Origin of the sequence: Paraburkholderia kururiensis, assembly GCF_034424375.1 — a bacterium.
GTDB lineage: Bacteria > Pseudomonadota > Gammaproteobacteria > Burkholderiales > Burkholderiaceae > Paraburkholderia > Paraburkholderia kururiensis_A.
In genome coordinates this window covers 3712336-3729863 of record NZ_CP139965.1, presented here as the reverse complement: position 1 = coordinate 3729863, position 17528 = coordinate 3712336, and the positions used below count along the sequence as shown (strand labels likewise).

The window sequence follows — 17528 nt, the reverse complement described above, 5'->3', positions numbered from 1 at the left end:
AGTTTCCACCATGTCCTCATTCATCCAGACGCTCAACGACGCGTGGCAGCGTGCCAATTCGCTGCTTTGCGTCGGCCTCGACCCCGAGCCCTCGAAGTTTCCCGGCGCACTCGCGAACCGCTCCGATGCGATCTTCGAGTTCTGCCGCACCATCGTCGATGCGACTGCGCCCTACGCCTGCGCGTTCAAGCCGCAGATCGCCTACTTCGCCGCGCACCGCGCGGAAGATCAGCTCGAAGCGCTGGTCGCGCACATCCACGCGCATCATCCCGGTTTGCCCGTGATCCTCGACGCGAAGCGCGGCGACATCGGCAGCACCGCCGAGCAGTACGCGCGCGAAGCCTTCGAGCGCTATGCGGCGGACGCCGTCACCGTGAATCCGTACATGGGCTTCGATTCGATCGAGCCGTACCTCGCGCACGCGGACAAGGGCGTGATCGTCTTGTGCCGCACGTCGAACCCCGGCGGCTCCGATCTGCAGTTTCTCGAAACGGGCGGCCGGCCGCTCTATCAGGTCGTCGCGCAACTCGCGGCGCAGAAGTGGAACGTGGGCGGCCAACTGGGTCTCGTGGTGGGCGCGACGTTTCCGAAGGAAATCGAGGTGGTGCGCGGCATCGTCGGCGACATGCCGCTCCTGATTCCGGGCATCGGCGCGCAGGGCGGCGACGTGGAAGCCACGGTGCGCGCGGGCCGCACGGCTGCGGGCACGGGCATGCTCATCAATTCTTCGCGCGCCATCATCTATGCCGGCAAGGGCGACGACTACGCGCAAGCCGCGGCGCGCGCCGCGCAGGAAACGCGCGACAAGATCAACGCGTACCGGTGATTCGTTGTGCTTGCGGGCGTGTCAGCCGGTGTGTTGGCCGGACGCGCCGGCAGGCCGCAACTGCACGATGAGCTCGTGGTGCGCGGGGTACTGCGCGGCGAGTGCATCCACATCGGCGAGTTCGAATTCGCTGAATTCGAAGCCCGGCGCCACGGTGCAGCCCACTAACGCGAATGTCGACGGGTCGGTGCAGCGCGCGGCGAACCAGTCGCCCGCGCGAACCACCGCCTGAAACGTGGTGCCGGGATGGTCGAGCGCGTTGCCTAGCCGGTGCGTGACAAGGGCGCCGGTGACGGCATCGAGCACGTAGACCTCCAGCGGCGCGCCCGCGTAGAAGTGCCAGACTTCGTCGGACCGGATACGGTGCCAGGCCGAATGCGCGCCGTTGCACAGCAGGTAGTAGATCGCGGTGGACGCCGAACGCGCGGCGTCGGGATCGACGTTCGCGCCCGCGCGCCATACCTGCTGGGCCGCACGCCACGTTTCGCGATAGAAGCCGCCTTCGGGATGCGGCTGCAATTCGAGGCGGTGGATCAGTTCGTCCACTGCAATGCCGGTGCTCGTCATGGGAGCGTTTCCTGACCGGGTTCCCGGCTTACCGTTCTTTTTCGTCGAGCAACGCAAGCAGCCCGCGCAACGCATGCGCGGCGGCCTGCACGCGAATCTGCTCGCGATCGCCCTTGAACACGACCGTTTCGGCGGCCGTGTGCAGCCGGTTGCTCCACGCGAACGAGACCATGCCCACCGGCTTCGTCTCCGTCCCGCCGCCGGGGCCGGCCACGCCGGTAATCGCCAGCGACACCTGCGCGCGACTGTTGCGCAGCGCACCGTCGGCCATGGCGCGCGCGACCTGCTCCGAGACCGCGCCATGCTTTTCGATCAACTCGGCGGGCACGCCGATCATCTCGCTCTTGGCCTGATTCGAATACGTGACGAAGCCGCGCTCGAACCAGCCGCTACTGCCGGAAATATCGGTGATCGCGGTGGCGACCATGCCGCCTGTGCAGGACTCGGCGGTCGTGAGCATCAGGCGTTCGTCGCGCAGCTTGTTGCCGGCGCGGATGGCGAGCTGGTGGACGACAGAATCGGTAGGCATGGTCGAGCAGGTGAGCGTGAACAAAAGCGGATGAACGAAACGCCTGAGCGCCTGAGCGAAAGCGACCGTCAGACGGACATGCGCCACAGCGCGACCACGAGCAGCGTGAAGAATGCCGCCACGAGGTCGTCGAACATGATGCCGAAACCGCCCTTGAGCCGCCGGTCGAAATAGCGGATGGGCGGCGGTTTCACCATATCGAAGAAGCGGAACAGCACGAACGACCAGAGCTGGCCGCTGAACGACACGGGCATCACCATCAGCAGCACGAGCCAGAATGCCACGATTTCGTCCCAGACGACCGGCGAGGGATCGTCGGTGCCCATTTTCCTCGCCGTAAAGCCCGTGATGCCGATGCCGGCAACGAAGCCGCCCACGATCAGGATGCCCCAGTCCAGCACCGCCAGATAACGGCTCAGCGCCATGAACGAAAGCCAGGCGAACAGCGTGCCCATCGTGCCGGGCATGATGCGCGAGAGCCCGCTGCCGAAGCCGAGCGACACGATGTGCAACGGATGCGAGAGCATGAAGCGCACGCTTGCGCGGCGGGGGGCGCTCGTTGTTCCGGATGCGGCGTTGGCCGTGGGGGGCGGGGTGGCACGGCGTGCGGAAGCGGCATCGTCCGGCGAGGCGGGTGAGGGCGTTTCTGCGCTTGCGCCTTCTGCCGAAGACGAAGCGGACGTGTGCGACGTCTCAGATGCCTCGGGCACGTCAGGCGCTTGCGGCACTTGGGGCACGTCTTCGGCCGGGGTCGGCGTGGGTTCAGTCTGCATGGAAATGATCGAAGCCGTGCAACGTCAGGGAGAGCGGGTTGCCTGCCGCGTCGCACCAGGCAATGGCGGGTGCGGCGTCCGCGTTTTCGGGAGGAACTATTGTACCGATGCGCGTCACCGGCACTCCCGCCCGTTGCGCGGCTGCATCGACTGCATCGCGCGCGCCGGGCGGCGCCGTGAAGCACAGTTCGTAGTCGTCGCCGCCTGCGAGCGTGCAGCGGCGCTGCACGTCGGGCGCGAGGCGCGCCAACGCGGCCGAGCGCGGCACGGCGTCCGCATCGATCACCGCGTTCACGCGTGAGCTTTCCAGAATGTGTTGCAGATCGCCGGCAAGGCCGTCCGACACGTCCAGCGCCGCGCGCGCGATGCCGCGCAGTGCGAGCCCCAGCGCCACGCGCGGTTCGGGGCGCTCCAGCGCGTGGCGGAACATCGCGGCATCGGCGTCGTCGGCGCGCCATTCGCCGCGCAGCACGCCGAGTCCCGCGCGCGCGTCGCCCGGCGTGCCGGAGACCCACACATCGTCGCCGGGCTGCGCGGCATCACGACGCAGCGCCCGTTGAGGCGGCACCGCGCCGAACACGGTGATGCAGATGTTGAGCGGCCCGGCGGTCGTATCGCCGCCCATGAGTTCGCAGTCGAAGCGGTCCGCGAGTTCGAAGAGGCCGGCGCTGAACGCTTCGAGCCACTCTTCGCGGGCGGCGGGCAAGGCGAGCGCCAGCGTGAAGCCGAGCGGTCTTGCGCCCATTGCCGCGAGGTCCGAGAGATTGACGGCGAGCGCCTTGTGGCCCAGCGCATGCGGATCGACGTCGGGAAAGAAATGGCGGCCTTCCACGAGCATGTCGGTGGAGACGGCCAGCACTTCGCCGGCGGGCGGCGCGATGAGCGCGCAGTCGTCGCCGATACCGAGGGCGGCGTGGTGGACATGGCCCGTGCGGGCACGTCGGGCGAAGAAACGGTCGATGAGCGAGAACTCGGAAAGCATGGCCTGAAGGCGCGGCAAGGCTCGTGGATAGTGAAAACCCGAAGGCAACGTCGTCAGGCATTCGCGGGAACGCGAGACGGTCGGAGGGCAGGGGCAATTGTACGGCGAGCCCCATCTGGCGGGCCTCGCCGACCGGTTCGCGGTGTACCGTTCAGTACGTTCCGGTCGCGGCACCTGCGCCTGAAGTGAAAGCAATCGGCAGGGGGATTGGCGCTACAATGCAGCCGACTGTCTCTCGAAGATCCATTCTAATCCGCACCAGAAGCCCGCCTCTCATGTCGAATTCCGCCAATACCAAGCTTCGCGAAGCCGCGCTCGATTATCACGAATTCCCGAGCCCGGGGAAGATCGCCATTGCGCCCACCAAGCAGATGATCAACCAGCGCGACCTCGCGCTCGCCTATTCGCCGGGCGTGGCGTTCGCCTGCGAGGAGATCGTCGAGAACCCGCTGAACGCGGCGCGCTTCACGGCACGCAGCAACCTCGTGGGCGTGGTGACCAACGGTACGGCAGTGCTCGGACTCGGCAACATCGGGCCGCTCGCGTCGAAGCCCGTCATGGAAGGCAAGGCGGTGCTGTTCAAGAAGTTCGCCGGCATCGACGTGTTCGACATCGAACTCAACGAATCGGACCCGCACAAGCTGGTCGACGTGATCGCCGCGCTCGAGCCGACCTTCGGCGGCATCAACCTGGAAGACATCAAGGCGCCGGACTGCTTCATCGTCGAACGCGAATGCCGCAAGCGCATGAAGATCCCCGTCTTCCACGACGACCAGCACGGCACCGCGATCGTGGTGGCCGCGGCCGTCACCAACGGCCTGAAGGTAGTGGGCAAGGACATCTCGAAGGTGAAGCTGGTGGCATCGGGTGCGGGCGCAGCGGCGCTGGCGTGCCTCGATCTGCTCGTGGACCTGGGGCTGCCCATCGAAAACATTCTCGTGACCGACCTCGCGGGCGTGGTCTACAAGGGCCGCACCGAACTGATGGACCCGGACAAGGAGCGCTTCGCACGCGAAACGAGCGGACGCACGCTTGCCGAAGTGATCGAAGGCGCCGACATTTTTCTCGGCCTGTCCGCAGGCGGCGTGCTCAAGCCCGAGATGGTCAAGCAGATGGCGGCCAAACCGCTGATCCTCGCGCTCGCGAACCCGACGCCGGAAATCCTGCCCGAACTGGCGCTCGAAGTGCGCCCGGACGCCGTGCTTGCCACGGGCCGCACGGACTATCCGAACCAGGTCAACAACGTGCTGTGCTTCCCGTTCATCTTCCGCGGCGCGCTCGACGTGGGTGCCACGACGGTGACGCGGGAAATGGAGATCGCAGCGGTCAATGCGATCGCTGAACTGGCGCGCCAGGAGCAGAGCGATATCGTCGCGACGGCCTACGGCATCCAGGACCTCTCGTTCGGCCCCGAGTATCTGATTCCGAAGCCCTTCGATCCGCGCCTGATCGTGAAGATTGCACCGGCTGTGGCGAAGGCCGCGATGGAATCCGGCGTGGCGACGCGTCCCATCGAGGACATGGAAGGCTACGTGCAGCACCTGCAGCAATTCGTCTATCACAGCGGCACGACGATGAAGCCGATCTTCCAGCTCGCGCGCAGCGCGGACCCGGAGAAGAAGCGCATCGTGTTCGCCGAGGGCGAAGAAGAGCGCGTGCTGCGCGCCGTGCAGATCGTGGTGGACGAGAAGCTGGCCAAGCCGATCCTGATCGGTCGGCCGTCGGTGATCGAGCAGCGCATTGCGCGTTATGGCCTGCGCCTCGTGGCGGGCCAGGACTACACGGTCGTCAACACCGATCACGACGAGCGTTACCGCGACTTCTGGCAGACGTACTACAAGTTGATGTCGCGCAAGGGCATTAGCGAGCAGATGGCGCGGCTCGAAATGCGCCGTCGCACCACGCTCATCGGCTCGATGCTCGTGAAGAAGGGCGAGGCCGACGGCATGATCTGCGGCACGATCAGCACGACGCATCGCCACCTGCACTTCATCGATCAGTTGATCGGCAAGCGCCCGGGCTGCAGCGTTTACGGCGCGATGAACGCGCTCGTGCTGCCGGGCCGGCAGATCTTCCTCGTCGACACGCACGTGAACGTGGACCCGACGCCGGAACAACTCGCGGAAATCACGATCATGGCGGCCGAGGAAGTGCGCCGCTTCGGTATCGAACCGAAGATCGCGCTCGTGTCGCACTCGAACTTCGGCACGAGCAACGCGCCGTCGGCCCAGAAGATGCGCGACGTGCTCGAAATCCTGAAGACGCGTGCGCCGGACCTCAAGGTGGACGGCGAAATGCACGGCGACGTGGCGCTCGACGCCAACCTGCGCCGCGAGGTGCTGCCCGACTCGACGCTCGAAGGCGACGCGAACCTGCTGGTGATGCCGAACATCGACGCCGCCAACATCTCGTACAACCTGTTGAAGACGGCGGCCGGCAACAACATCGCGATCGGGCCGATCCTGCTGGGCGCCGCCAAGCCGGTACACGTGCTGACTGCTTCGGCCACCGTGCGCCGGATCGTCAACATGACGGCGCTGCTGGTGGCGGACGTGGCGGCGGCACGCCAGAGCGCTTCGGTGCGCTGACGGAGCATGGAAGGACGGCCGATGCGAGCGTAGCGTTTGCGTTTTGCATCGGTCGCGATTTCAGTGGCACGTCCGCTCAGCCGGGCGCGAAGGCGCGATAAAGCCGCCCTGCATTGACCACGGCGCCTACCGCGGGGGAGCTGCGAAAAAAATCAGACCAGAGCACGCAGCCGCCGCCTGAGCGACAAGAGCAACAAGCGCACAGACAAAAAAAAAGCGTGCCCGAACGGGCACGCCTCGAGGCAAAGCGCACAGTCGCTACCCTCAAAATGCCACCTACAGGCTTGGGCTGCAGCACACGAACCCTCATGCAACAGGGGTGGCACCCGCCGCGTTCGCGCGCCGCATCGCAATTTTATCTCGGACAAGATAAATTTATCTGTGAACTATCGTCAACGCGGATGGATGGCCGGCGCGCAGAATGTTCAGCCACGGCGGCGAAAAGCCTTTCGGTTACCCGACCATCATTGATTCCCGCGACTAATAGCGATACCCTTACACCTTTCATGGTCGTCGAACTCGTTTATTCGATAGCGGGAATGTGATACATGGCACGCAAGTGGCTCCGCAACGGCGTGCTAGTCGCCGCAACGAGCGCCGTCCTCGCGGCCGGCAATGTGGGCGCACTCTTCGCTGGCAACGCGCTTGCACGCGAGCTTCCCGCTCCTGTAGCGGAGGGCTCGCAAGACGCCCAGGGTGTCGTTACGCGGGCCCAGCTGCCGCCGCAGGCGGTCAATACCTTGAACCTCATAGCGGCAGGCGGACCTTACCCGTACGATAAGGACGGCGTCGTATTCGGCAACTTCGAGCGTTTGCTGCCGCCGCATCGGCGCGGCTATTACCACGAATACACCGTTCCTACGCCTCGTGCCCGCAATCGTGGCGCCCGGCGCATCGTCTGCGGCGGTCCGCTGCGTCGAATCGACAACTGTTATTACTCCGACGACCACTACGCCAGTTTTAAACGCATTGTTGAATGACATCGGGATGAGCGGCATGAGCGACAACATCTACGCGCACGACTCCGGGGTCGCGACGGATCTTTTCGCGGCCGGCGAGGGCAATCTGTTCCAGCGCGTCATGCAGATGCACGCCACCGGTCAGGGCAGGGACATCCAGGGCGAAGCCAGCACTATGCTTTCATCGAACGAAGGGTCCACGGGCCTGTTCAAAACGGTACGACCGAACATCGTGCAATCGATCCGCGCGTTTCGCGTGCAGGAACTGGCCGACGAAGCGAACAGGCTCCAGCAGCATTTCCTCTACGCTCACTGCGCGAACGCCCAGAGCAAGCAGGAAGTGCTGGAGACCATCGCCACGTCGTTCCTGTTTCCGAAGCACTTCGGCAAGAACTACGACGCGCTCTACGACTGCCTCACGGACCTCGTGCACAAGGCCGGCGCGCAACCCGGCTTCGTGATCGTGCTGGAAGGCTTGCCTATCGCGCAGAAGTTCGACAAGGAAGGGCGCGAGACGCTGCTTGACGTGTTTCGCGAAGCGGCCGAGTTCTGGGCCGAACGCAAGGTGGCGTTCCGCGTGTTTTACTCGTTCGCCTGACCGGCACGACAGGCGCACGGCGTCCGTTGGCACTGCAAGGCCCGCCTCTCGGCGGGCTTTGTGCTTTTGCGGCCGAGATTGTTAAACCAGCGGGTGGCTCACCAGCCGCCCCAACGCGCCGCCAGCGCGGCAAGCACGGCGATGCCGGCCGTTTCGGTGCGTAGCACGCGTGGGCCGAGTCCTATCGCTGTGAAGCCGCATTCTCGTGCAGCGGCTTCTTCGTCTGGCGAGAGGCCGCCCTCGGGTCCGATCAGCAGCGTGACGTTTCCTCGCGGCGCCTCTTGCGGCAAGGCAGCGAGCGGCTGGTTCGCGCGCGGCGAGAGCAACAGGCGCAATTCCCCTTCAACCGGCGTGGTGGGCAGCGACGCTAGCCAGAGACCGAACTCCTGAGCCGCCGCGACTGCCGGCAGCCGATTACGGCCGCATTGTTCGCAGGAAGCCTGAACGATTCGTTGCCAGTGCTGCTGTCGCCGTTGGGCCCGCTCGCCGCTGAGCCGTACGATGCTGCGCGCCGTGACGAGCGGCACGAACGCCGAGGCGCCCAGTTCCACCGCCTTCTCGATCAGCCAGTCCATCTTGTCGCTGCCCGCAACGCCTTGGGCCAGCGTGAGCCGGTAAGGCGGCTCCGCCTCCACGGCGCGGAACTCGCCCACTCGCACCTGGATATCGCGCCGTCCTATCTCGACAATTTCGGCGTCGAACTGACCGCCTTCTCCGTTGAAGAGCTCGATGGTGTCGCCGGGGCGCAAGCGCAGCACCTGAACGTGACGGGCGACGTCGTCGGGCAACGGCAGCGTGGCGCCCGAATGAAGCGCGCTATCGACAAAGAAACGGGGCATGACGCGGCTCTCTTCCTTCACTTCTTTCAAGACAAATGGCGCGCAAGCGCCCAGCGGTACCCATCCAGATCTTCGATCTGCGCGAAACGGTCGCCCCAGAACTGGTCCTGCGGCTCGCTCAGCGACTTCGCGCCTGCCGCCAGCGCGCGGGCGTACGTGCTGTCGACGTCGTCCACGTACAGGTAAAACGACTGCGGGGCGATGGCGCCCGCGCTGCGCGGCGTTTTCGCCGCTGAACCAAACGCGCCTTCGGGCGCGAACATCACGATGAGCTGATCGTGGTAGGTCATCTCCACGTGCATGACGGCGCCGTCGTCCTGCACGCAGTCGCGCACGCGAAAGCCGAACGCCGTTTCGAAAAAGGCGATGGTGGCGCGTGCGTCGCGCACCGTCAGGTACGGCGTCAACCACGGCACTCCGGCGGGGCGTGGGGCATCCATCGAGCGTTCCTCCTCGGGGTGGGCGGATTGCAGAAAACCTGGCGGCGCGCGGCCGGAGGGCGCGTCGCCAGGTGCGGTCATGTGCCGATTCATGCGGCCGATTCATGCGGCCAACTCGTGCGGCCCGGTCCGGCGGCAGACGCTCCGCACGGACCGACGTCAGTGGCCCTAGTTTATCGCGTGGCGCCCGGGCACCGACCGAACGCCAAACGAGCGCGGGCGCACCGCTTGCTGATGCTTTCGCGCGACCAGGGCGCGCCTGCATCGCGGCCCTCACCGCAGGCCGCATGCCTTGGTGAAACCCGCGCCGGCGTGCCGTCCCAGGTGGTTTTGGGGCGCCGTCGGCGGCGCCAGCTCGGCCGGGAGCCTCCGGTTCGATCTGCTAGAATGACGTGCTTTGCAGCCCTGTCCGTTTGCTCTGCCCGTTTCGCGTCTTCCGGCGCCGCACCGTGCGTCGGAGTCGACGGGCCACCGAGCCTCCGGACCGCCCGCACCGCTGCGCACGCCGCCTTTTTGCACTCTCGTTCTCCGGACTCGACATGACGACCCCGTCTCCCGTTCCCACCTCCCTCATGGCCAACGCGATTCGCGCGCTCGCCATGGACGCCGTTCAAAAGGCGAACTCCGGTCACCCGGGCATGCCGATGGGCATGGCCGAAATCGCCGTTGCGCTGTGGTCGCGTCATCTGCGGCACAACCCCGTCAATCCCCACTGGGCTGACCGCGACCGCTTCGTGCTCTCGAACGGCCACGGTTCGATGCTGCTGTACTCGCTGCTCCATCTGACGGGCTACGGCTTGCCGATGGCAGAACTCGAGAACTTCCGCCAGTTGCATTCGAAGACGCCGGGCCACCCTGAATACGGCATCACCGTCGGTGTGGAAACGACCACGGGCCCGCTGGGCCAGGGTCTCGCGAATGCAGTGGGCATGGCGCTCGCCGAGTCGCTGCTCGCCGCCGAGTTCAACAAGCCGGACGCGAAGATCGTCGACCACCATACGTACGTGTTCCTCGGCGACGGCTGCCTGATGGAAGGCATTTCGCACGAGGCCTGCTCGCTGGCGGGCACGCTCAAGCTGAACAAGCTGATTGCGCTCTACGACGACAACGGCATTTCCATCGACGGCGACGTCGTGAACTGGTTCCACGACGACACGCCGAAGCGCTTCGAGGCCTACGGCTGGCACGTGATTGCGCATGTGGACGGTCACGACGTCGATGCCGTGGACGCCGCGATTGCCGAGGCGAAGAAGTCCGACCGCCCCACGCTCATCTGCTGCAAGACGGTGATCGGCAAGGGCGCGGCCACCAAGGCCGGCGGCCACGACGTACACGGCGCGGCGCTGGGCGCGGACGAAATCGCGAAGACGCGCGAGGCACTCGGCTGGAAGTGGGAGCCGTTCGTGATTCCGCAGGAGATCTACGCGGCGTGGGATGCGAAGGAATCCGGCGCGCGTTTCGAGTCCGCATGGAACGACGCGTTTGCGCAATACAAGGCGAAGTACCCGCAGGAGGCCGCGGAGTTCGAGCGTCGCAGCGCCGGCAAGCTGCCCGCCGACTGGGCGCAGAAGGCGCAGGCCATCATCGCCGGCGCCAACGAGCGCGCCGAAACGGTGGCGACGCGTAAAGCCTCGCAGCAGACCATCGAAGGGCTGGCCGCGGCGCTGCCGGAACTGCTGGGTGGCTCGGCCGACCTGACGGGCTCCAACCTCACGAACTGGAAGGCGTCGAAGCCTGTGCGCGCGCCGCGCACCGGCGAAACGGCCATCCAGTGGGGCAATCACATTAATTACGGCGTGCGCGAATTCGGCATGAGCGCGGCCATCAACGGTCTCGCGCTGCACGGCGGCTACAAGCCGTTCGGCGGCACGTTCCTCACGTTCTCGGACTACAGCCGCAACGCGTTGCGCATGGCTGCGCTCATGAAGGTGCCGTCCATCTTCGTGTTCACGCACGATTCGATCGGCCTGGGCGAAGACGGTCCGACGCACCAGTCCATCGAGCATCTCTCGAGCCTGCGCCTGATTCCGAACCTTACGCTCTGGCGTCCTGCGGACACGGTCGAAACGGCGGTGGCCTGGACCGAGTCCATCGAGCATCACGGCCCGTCGTGCCTCGTCTTCAGCCGCCAGAATCTGCCGTTCTCGCCGCGCAGCGACGCACAGATCGCCAACATCGCGAAGGGCGGCTACGTGCTGCGCGATTGGGACGAAGAAGTGGTCGCGCGCAAGGTGATCCTGATTGCGACCGGCTCGGAAGTGGAACTCGCGCTGAAGGCTGTCGAGCCGCTCGCGCGCGAAGGCGTTGCCGCGCGCGTGGTATCGATGCCCTCCACCAATGCGTTCGACCGTCAGGACGCCGAATACCGCGAGCGCGTGCTGCCCAAGGGCGTGCGCCGCGTCGCCATCGAAGCGGGCGTGACCGATTTCTGGCGCAAGTACGTGGGCCTCGAGGGCAGCGTCGTCGGTATCGACACGTTCGGCGAATCGGCGCCCGCGGGCGTGCTGTTCAAGTACTTCGGCTTCACCGTCGAGCACGTCGTGGACGCGGCGAAGGCTGCGCTGGACTGAGGCGCGTCGGTGCTCCGCCAGGCGGCGCGACGTCGTGCCGCTCGGCGGGATCCGTCGATCAACGGATACTAGAAGGTATTTTTTGCCATCCATCAGGAGATAAACCATGACGATTCGCGTTGCAATCAACGGCTATGGCCGGATCGGCCGCAACACGCTGCGTGCCTTCTATGAAAGCGGCAAGAAGCACGACATCCAGTTTGTCGCGATCAACGACCTCGGCGATGCCAAGACGAACGCGCACCTCACCCAGTACGACACGGCGCATGGCCGCTTCCCGGGTGAAGTCGGCGTGGATGGCGATTACCTCGTCGTGAACGGCGACCGCATCCGCGTGCTGGCCAACCGCAACCCGGCCGAGCTGCCGTGGGGCGAGCTGGGCGTGGATGTCGTGATGGAATGCACGGGCTTCTTCACGACGAAGGAAAAGGCGAGCGCGCACATCAAGGGCGGCGCGAAGAAGGTGATCATCTCCGCGCCGGGCGGCAAGGACGTGGACGCCACCATCGTCTACGGCGTGAACCACCACGCGCTGAAGGCCGAGCACACGGTGATCTCGAACGCGTCGTGCACGACGAACTGCCTCGCGCCGCTCGTCAAGCCGCTGAACGACAAGATCGGCGTGGAAAACGGCCTGATGACCACGATCCACGCGTACACGAACGACCAGGTGCTGACGGACGTCTATCACGAAGACCTGCGCCGCGCGCGCTCGGCCACGCACAGCCAGATCCCGACGAAGACGGGCGCGGCCGCCGCCGTGGGTCTCGTGCTGCCGGAACTGAACGGCAAGCTGGACGGCTACGCAATTCGCGTCCCGACCATCAACGTGTCGATCGTCGACCTGTCGTTCATCGCGAAGCGCGACACCACGGTGGAAGAAGTGAACGCCATCATGAAGGAAGCTTCGGAAGGCGCGCTGAAGGGCATTCTGGGCTACAACGTGGCGCCGCTCGTTTCGGTCGACTTCAACCACAACCCGGCTTCGTCGACGTTCGACGCGACGCTCACCAAGGTGTCGGGCCGTCTCGTGAAGGTGTCGAGCTGGTACGACAACGAGTGGGGCTTCTCGAACCGCATGCTGGACACGGCGGTCGCGCTGGCTAACGCGAAGTAATTGCCATGATGCAGGCGGGCGCGCTTAGGCGCGTTCGCCTGGGGGCAAGTGGTCCGGCGCCAGATGTCGGCTACAAATGGAAAACGCCACGGAAAGCATCGCTTCCGTGGCGTTTTCGTTTTGTCGTGGCCCCTTCTCGTTCGTGCCGCTTCAGGCAGACCGTTGCGGCGTAGGAAAGTAGACGCCCGCGCGCTGTGCCGCATTGGCGATGTGGATCTCGATGGCGCGCCCGGTCGCTTCGCTGTTGCGCGCCTTGAGCGCATCCACGATCTCGCGATGCTCGTGGTACGTCGAGAGCAGCAGCTCGCGACGGTAGAACGGCATCCGCTGGCTCTCTTTCATGATGTCCGCGCTGCTGCGCAGAATCGCTTCGATGGCGGCGTTGCCGGCAAGGCTCACGATGCGCATGTGGAAGTCGAAGTCGAATTGCGCCGCTTCGTCCAGTTCGCCCGCAGCCAGCGCACCGTGCAGTGCCGCCAGGTTTTCGTCGAACCATTCGACGTCGCTCTCCGTGATCGCGAGCGCCGCCATGCGCGCGACGAAGCCCTCCAGCGCGTAACGCATCTGGTACGTGTCCGGCAGCGACGACTGGTCGGCGAAGCGCCAGACCTGCGGGCTGCTGGCCTGGGCGCTCTCGACGTAGACGCCCTTGCCGGCCCGGATCTTCAGCATGCCGAGTGCTTCGAGCCGCGAAAGCGCTTCGCGCAGCGATGCCCGGCTGATGGCGAGTTCCTCGGAGAGCTGACGCTGCGCGGGCAGCAGGCTGCCCACCGGATAGGCGCCGCCTTCGATCCGCTCGCGGATGGTGGCGATGGCGGTGTCGGTAACGGTGTGCGGGACGTTCTTCATGATGCTCCGGCAGCGTGGTCTGACCGGCATTCTAAACCGATGTCGCGGGCGCCGTGCCTTGCCCGGCCGCGTGGCGAGGTGCGTCCCCCAATCCGGCAGACGAACCGACAGCGGATTCGCTTAGCTGTCGGGGTAAACCCCGTTTTTTGATTCCTTGACGCGACTATATCGGCTTCCTACTATCCGCCATAACAGTACTGGTCTGACCAGTATGAACTGTTGAATCCGGAACAGGAGACCACCGTGTCGAGGTTTTTCAATTCGCTGTTTGGGCGGGTGGTAATCGCCCTTGTCGTGGGCGTGGCCCTCGGCGCGCTGTATCCGCAATTCGCCCAGTCGCTCCAGCCGCTCGGCGACGGCTTTCTCAAACTCATCAAGATGGTGATCGGGCCCATCGTGTTCTGCGTCGTGGTGAGCGGCATGGCGCATGCGGGCGATCTGCGCAAGGTAGGGCGCGTCGGCATCAAGTCAGTCGTCTACTTCGAAATCATGACCACGATTGCGCTCATGATCGGCGCGGTGCTGGCCTGGGTGACACGGCCGGGTGCCGGCATGAACGTCGACGTGAAGACGCTCGATGCAACGGCACTGACCACCTACGCGACGAACGCCAAAAGCCTGAAGGACACCGCGGGCTTTCTGCTGAAGATCATCCCCGACACGCCGTTCGACGCCTTCGCCAAGGGCGACGTGCTGCAGATTCTGGTGTTCTCGGTGCTGTTCGGGGCGGCGCTTTCGCTGCTCGGCGAAAAGGGGCGGCGCGTGGGCACCCTGATCGACGACTTCGCCCAGGTGCTGTTCCGCGTGATGGGCTTCATCATCAAGCTCGCGCCGCTCGGCGTGCTCGGCGCCATTGCGTTCACCACCGGCAAGTACGGCGTGGGTTCGCTCAAGCAACTGGGCCTGCTCGTGGTCGTGTTCTACGCGAGCTGCTTCGCGTTCGTGGTGATCGTGCTCGGTCTCGTCATGCGGCTGGCGGGCTTCAGCGTGTTCAAGCTGATCCGCTATCTGCGCGAGGAACTCTCTATCGTGCTCGGCACCGCTTCCTCGGACGCCGTACTGCCTCAGGTCATGCGCAAGCTGGAATGGATGGGCGTGAAGGACTCGACGGTCGGCCTCGTCATTCCCACCGGCTACTCGTTCAACCTGGACGGTTTTTCGATCTACCTGACGCTTGCCGTGCTGTTCATCGCGCAGGCCACCAATACGCCGCTGTCGTTGCATGACCTCATCGTGGTGCTGCTGGTGTCGCTCGTCACGTCGAAGGGCGCGCACGGCATTCCCGGCTCCGCAATCGTGATTCTGGCCGCGACGCTCTCCGCCATTCCCGCCATTCCGGTGCTGGGCCTCGTGCTGATCCTGCCGGTCGACTGGTTCGTCGGCATTGCGCGCGCCGTCACGAATCTGATCGGCAACTGCGTGGCTACGGTGGTGGTGGCCGTGTGGGAGAACGACATCGACAAGGCCCGCGCGCGCCGCGTGCTCGATTTCGATCCGGCGCTGCGCTTCGGCGCGGGCGAGGCCGAAGCCTTGCCGGCCGGCGTGCCCGCAGCCGCGCAAACGGCAGGCGGCGATGAGCTTCGTGCGGTCTGATCGTGCTTCGAATGTCGCGACAGATTGTGGCGAACGGCGGGTTGTCGACGCATCGGTCAACTGAGCGCCAACTGAGCGCCGCTCGTCGTGACCCCGTGATGACCCCACGCTGACGCCACGGCAGTCGGCTCGCATCCGAGGCGAGCCGACCGCGGGACCCGATTACGCGCAGCCCGGCCGGCAAGCGCGGCTTTCCGTTTTTCCTCTTCACCTTCGAGCTGAAAACATGGCTACTCCGATCCTCGATCCGAACGCGCCCGCCTTCACGCGCCGCTACATGAATCTGGCCGACGCGCGCCTCGGCGCAAAGGCGCTCGTCGCCAGCGACGAATTCTTCGCGCCGAAGGAGCGCATGCTCGATCCGCAGCCCGCGGTGTTCATCCCGGGCAAGTACGACGACCACGGCAAGTGGATGGACGGCTGGGAGACACGCCGCAAGCGCACTGCCGGCCACGACTGGTGCATCGTGAAGCTGGCGCGGCCGGGTGTCGTGCATGGCGTCGATCTGGATACGAGCCACTTCACGGGCAATTTCCCGCCGGCGGCATCGCTCGAAGGCTGTTACGCCGAAGGCGACCTGCCGCCCGACGACATCGAATGGCAGCCGCTCGTGCCCGCTACGACGTTGCAAGGTAATCAGCACCACTACGTGACGGTGCAGTCCGGCGCCCCGTGCACGCACATTCGCGTGAACCTCTATCCCGATGGCGGCCTTGCGCGGCTGCGCGTCTACGGGCAGCCGCAGCGCGACTGGACGCGCGTGGAAGCCGGCGCACTGATCGATCTGGCCGCCGTCGAAAACGGCGCCTGGCTGGTGACGGCAAACAACCAGCATTTCGGTGCGGCCTCGCAGATGCTGATGCCGGGCCGCGGCGCGAACATGGGCGACGGCTGGGAAACGCGGCGCCGCCGCGAGCCGGGCAACGACTGGGCGATCATCGCGCTCGCACGTCCGGGCGTGATCCGCAAGATCGAAGTGGACACCGCGCACTTCAAGGGCAATTACCCCGACCGTTGCTCGCTGCAGGCGGCGCGCGTGGAGGGCGGCACCGACGAATCGCTCGTCACGCAGGCCATGTTCTGGCCCGTGCTGTTGCCCGAAATGCCGCTGCAAATGGACCACGTGCATACGTTCGAGGCCGACCAGCTTGCGTCCCTTGGCGTGGTCACGCACGTGCGCTTCAACATCTATCCGGATGGCGGCGTGTCGAGATTGCGCCTGTGGGGCGAACTCGCATGAGCTTGCCTGCGATCGCGAAGAACGTGCTGCGCGTCGAACCATTGGCGCGCGAAACGTTCGCTCCATTCGGCGACGTCATCGAACTCGCCGGTGCGCGTCATTTTCCGATCAATGGCGGCACCACGGAGCGCTATCACGACCTGGCGACGCTCGACGTCTGCGCCGACGGCGGCCGTCCGCTCGTCAACGTGTTCCGCGCGCAGCCACGCGCACTGCCGTTCGAGATTGCGCTGATGGAGCGGCATCCACGCGGCAGTCAGGCGTTTCTGCCGCTTGCGGGCGTGCGGTATGCCGTGGTGGTGGCGCCCGCGGGCGATTTCGACGCCTCGCGCATGCGCGCTTTCGTGAGCGACGGCTGGCAGGGCGTCAACTATGCGCGGGGCGTCTGGCACCATCCGCTGATCGCGCTCGATCACGCGAGCGATTTCATCGTGATCGACCGCGGCGGGGACGGACCGAATTGCGACGAGATCGCACTCGAGCACCCCTGGCAGCTCGATATGTCGTAGTGGCCAGGTGGCGTAGAGAGGTAGCGGGAAGTTGATGAGGAGTGGGGGAAGAGGCGTTGCCGACGCTGCGTTGGAGCCTGCCTCAGGCCGCGGCGTCAGCGGCCTGCTGCATCAATGCTTGCGATGCGGGCAGTTTTCTTTCGTGCACGCGCCGTACAGCGCGAGGGCATGCTCCTGCAGCTTGAAACCCCGTTCGGCCGCAATGGCCTGCTGGCGCTTCTCGATTTCGGCGTCGAAAAATTCTTCCACGCGCCCGCAATCAAGGCACACGAGGTGGTCGTGGTGCGACCCTTCGTTCAACTCAAAGATTGCCTTTCCCGATTCGAAGTTGCTGCGCGTGAGGAGACCCGCCTGCTCGAACTGCGTCAGCACGCGATAGACGGTGGCAAGCCCGATGTCCAGTTCCTCGTGCAGCAGGTTGCGGTAGACGTCTTCGGCGGTCAGGTGACGCACGGGGCTTTGCTGAAATATCTCCAGGATCTTGAGGCGCGGCAGGGTCGCCTTGAGCCCGATGTTCTTGAGATCGGTTGGATTGGTCATGACGATGAG

General features: G+C 65.4%; 17 protein-coding genes. 9 read left to right on the top strand and 8 right to left on the bottom strand.

Annotated elements, in window-relative coordinates; genetic code table 11:
* Positions 1–10: 10 nt before the first annotated feature.
* Positions 11–826: an orotidine-5'-phosphate decarboxylase gene (gene pyrF / locus U0042_RS16620; protein WP_114813239.1), complete on the top strand. Its 816-nt coding sequence runs from the start codon at positions 11–13 to the stop codon at positions 824–826.
* A gap of 21 nt (positions 827–847) precedes the next feature.
* On the opposite strand, the gene U0042_RS16615 is transcribed toward pyrF, so the two are convergent.
* The 4 genes from U0042_RS16615 to thiL all read right to left on the bottom strand — a co-directional run bounded on the left by U0042_RS16615 (position 848) and on the right by thiL (position 3677).
* Positions 848–1393, bottom strand: coding sequence for a cupin domain-containing protein (locus tag U0042_RS16615; RefSeq protein WP_114813241.1), 546 nt, complete (start codon positions 1391–1393; stop codon positions 848–850).
* Positions 1394–1421: 28 nt separating this feature from the next.
* Positions 1422–1922: a CinA family protein gene (locus U0042_RS16610; protein WP_114813399.1), complete on the bottom strand. Its 501-nt coding sequence runs from the start codon at positions 1920–1922 to the stop codon at positions 1422–1424.
* 68 nt (positions 1923–1990) lie between these two features.
* Positions 1991–2632 carry a phosphatidylglycerophosphatase A gene (locus U0042_RS16605; protein ID WP_419150530.1) on the bottom strand — a complete coding sequence of 214 codons (642 nt, stop codon included), beginning with the start codon at positions 2630–2632 and terminating at the stop codon, positions 1991–1993.
* 52 nt (positions 2633–2684) lie between these two features.
* On the bottom strand, positions 2685–3677 hold the full coding sequence (gene thiL / locus U0042_RS16600; RefSeq protein WP_114813245.1) for a thiamine-phosphate kinase: 993 nt from the start codon (positions 3675–3677) through the stop codon (positions 2685–2687).
* Between the two features lie 218 nt (positions 3678–3895).
* Here thiL and U0042_RS16595 point away from each other — a divergent pair, with 218 nt between their 5' ends.
* From U0042_RS16595 to U0042_RS16585, 3 genes are all read left to right on the top strand, one after another.
* The gene (locus U0042_RS16595) at positions 3896–6265 is read left to right on the top strand and encodes an NADP-dependent malic enzyme (RefSeq protein WP_419150439.1); all 2370 of its coding nucleotides are present in this window, start codon (positions 3896–3898) and stop codon (positions 6263–6265) included.
* A gap of 548 nt (positions 6266–6813) precedes the next feature.
* Positions 6814–7245 (top strand): ribonuclease, encoded by a 432-nt coding sequence (locus U0042_RS16590; RefSeq protein WP_017777057.1) that lies wholly within the window; start codon positions 6814–6816, stop codon positions 7243–7245.
* Between the two features lie 16 nt (positions 7246–7261).
* The gene (locus tag U0042_RS16585) at positions 7262–7822 is read left to right on the top strand and encodes a barstar family protein (protein WP_114813404.1); all 561 of its coding nucleotides are present in this window, start codon (positions 7262–7264) and stop codon (positions 7820–7822) included.
* Positions 7823–7920: 98 nt separating this feature from the next.
* Here U0042_RS16585 and U0042_RS16580 read toward each other — a convergent pair whose 3' ends face one another.
* Together U0042_RS16580 and U0042_RS16575 are read right to left on the bottom strand one after the other, a co-directional pair.
* Complete coding sequence (locus U0042_RS16580; RefSeq protein WP_114813248.1) at positions 7921–8661, bottom strand: 16S rRNA (uracil(1498)-N(3))-methyltransferase; 741 nt, start codon at positions 8659–8661, stop codon at positions 7921–7923.
* Between the two features lie 26 nt (positions 8662–8687).
* Positions 8688–9101 carry a VOC family protein gene (locus U0042_RS16575; protein WP_114813250.1) on the bottom strand — a complete coding sequence of 138 codons (414 nt, stop codon included), beginning with the start codon at positions 9099–9101 and terminating at the stop codon, positions 8688–8690.
* A gap of 539 nt (positions 9102–9640) precedes the next feature.
* Between U0042_RS16575 and tkt the strand changes: the two genes are divergently transcribed.
* Positions 9641–11671, top strand: a complete 2031-nt coding sequence (tkt, locus tag U0042_RS16570) for a transketolase (protein ID WP_114813252.1) — start codon at positions 9641–9643, stop codon at positions 11669–11671.
* A 106-nt stretch (positions 11672–11777) separates the two neighbouring features.
* A complete protein-coding gene (gap, locus tag U0042_RS16565) occupies positions 11778–12788 on the top strand; it encodes a type I glyceraldehyde-3-phosphate dehydrogenase (protein ID WP_114813254.1) in 1011 nt (336 codons plus the stop codon).
* A gap of 150 nt (positions 12789–12938) precedes the next feature.
* Here the strand turns inward: gap and U0042_RS16560 are convergent, their stop codons facing one another.
* Positions 12939–13637, bottom strand: a complete 699-nt coding sequence (locus U0042_RS16560; protein WP_114813256.1) for a FadR/GntR family transcriptional regulator — start codon at positions 13635–13637, stop codon at positions 12939–12941.
* A 243-nt stretch (positions 13638–13880) separates the two neighbouring features.
* Here U0042_RS16560 and U0042_RS16555 point away from each other — a divergent pair, with 243 nt between their 5' ends.
* The 3 genes from U0042_RS16555 (at position 13881) to U0042_RS16545 (ending at position 16979) form a co-directional block, all read left to right on the top strand.
* Positions 13881–15230 (top strand): C4-dicarboxylate transporter DctA, encoded by a 1350-nt coding sequence (locus U0042_RS16555; protein WP_114813407.1) that lies wholly within the window; start codon positions 13881–13883, stop codon positions 15228–15230.
* Positions 15231–15456: 226 nt separating this feature from the next.
* Positions 15457–16470 (top strand): allantoicase, encoded by a 1014-nt coding sequence (alc, locus tag U0042_RS16550; protein ID WP_114813258.1) that lies wholly within the window; start codon positions 15457–15459, stop codon positions 16468–16470.
* A complete protein-coding gene (locus U0042_RS16545) occupies positions 16467–16979 on the top strand; it encodes an ureidoglycolate lyase (protein WP_114813260.1) in 513 nt (170 codons plus the stop codon). The genes alc and U0042_RS16545 overlap by 4 nt, the downstream gene beginning before the upstream one ends.
* A gap of 111 nt (positions 16980–17090) precedes the next feature.
* Here U0042_RS16545 and fur read toward each other — a convergent pair whose 3' ends face one another.
* Positions 17091–17519 carry a ferric iron uptake transcriptional regulator gene (gene fur, locus U0042_RS16540; protein WP_017777047.1) on the bottom strand — a complete coding sequence of 143 codons (429 nt, stop codon included), beginning with the start codon at positions 17517–17519 and terminating at the stop codon, positions 17091–17093.
* Positions 17520–17528: the final 9 nt, after the last annotated feature.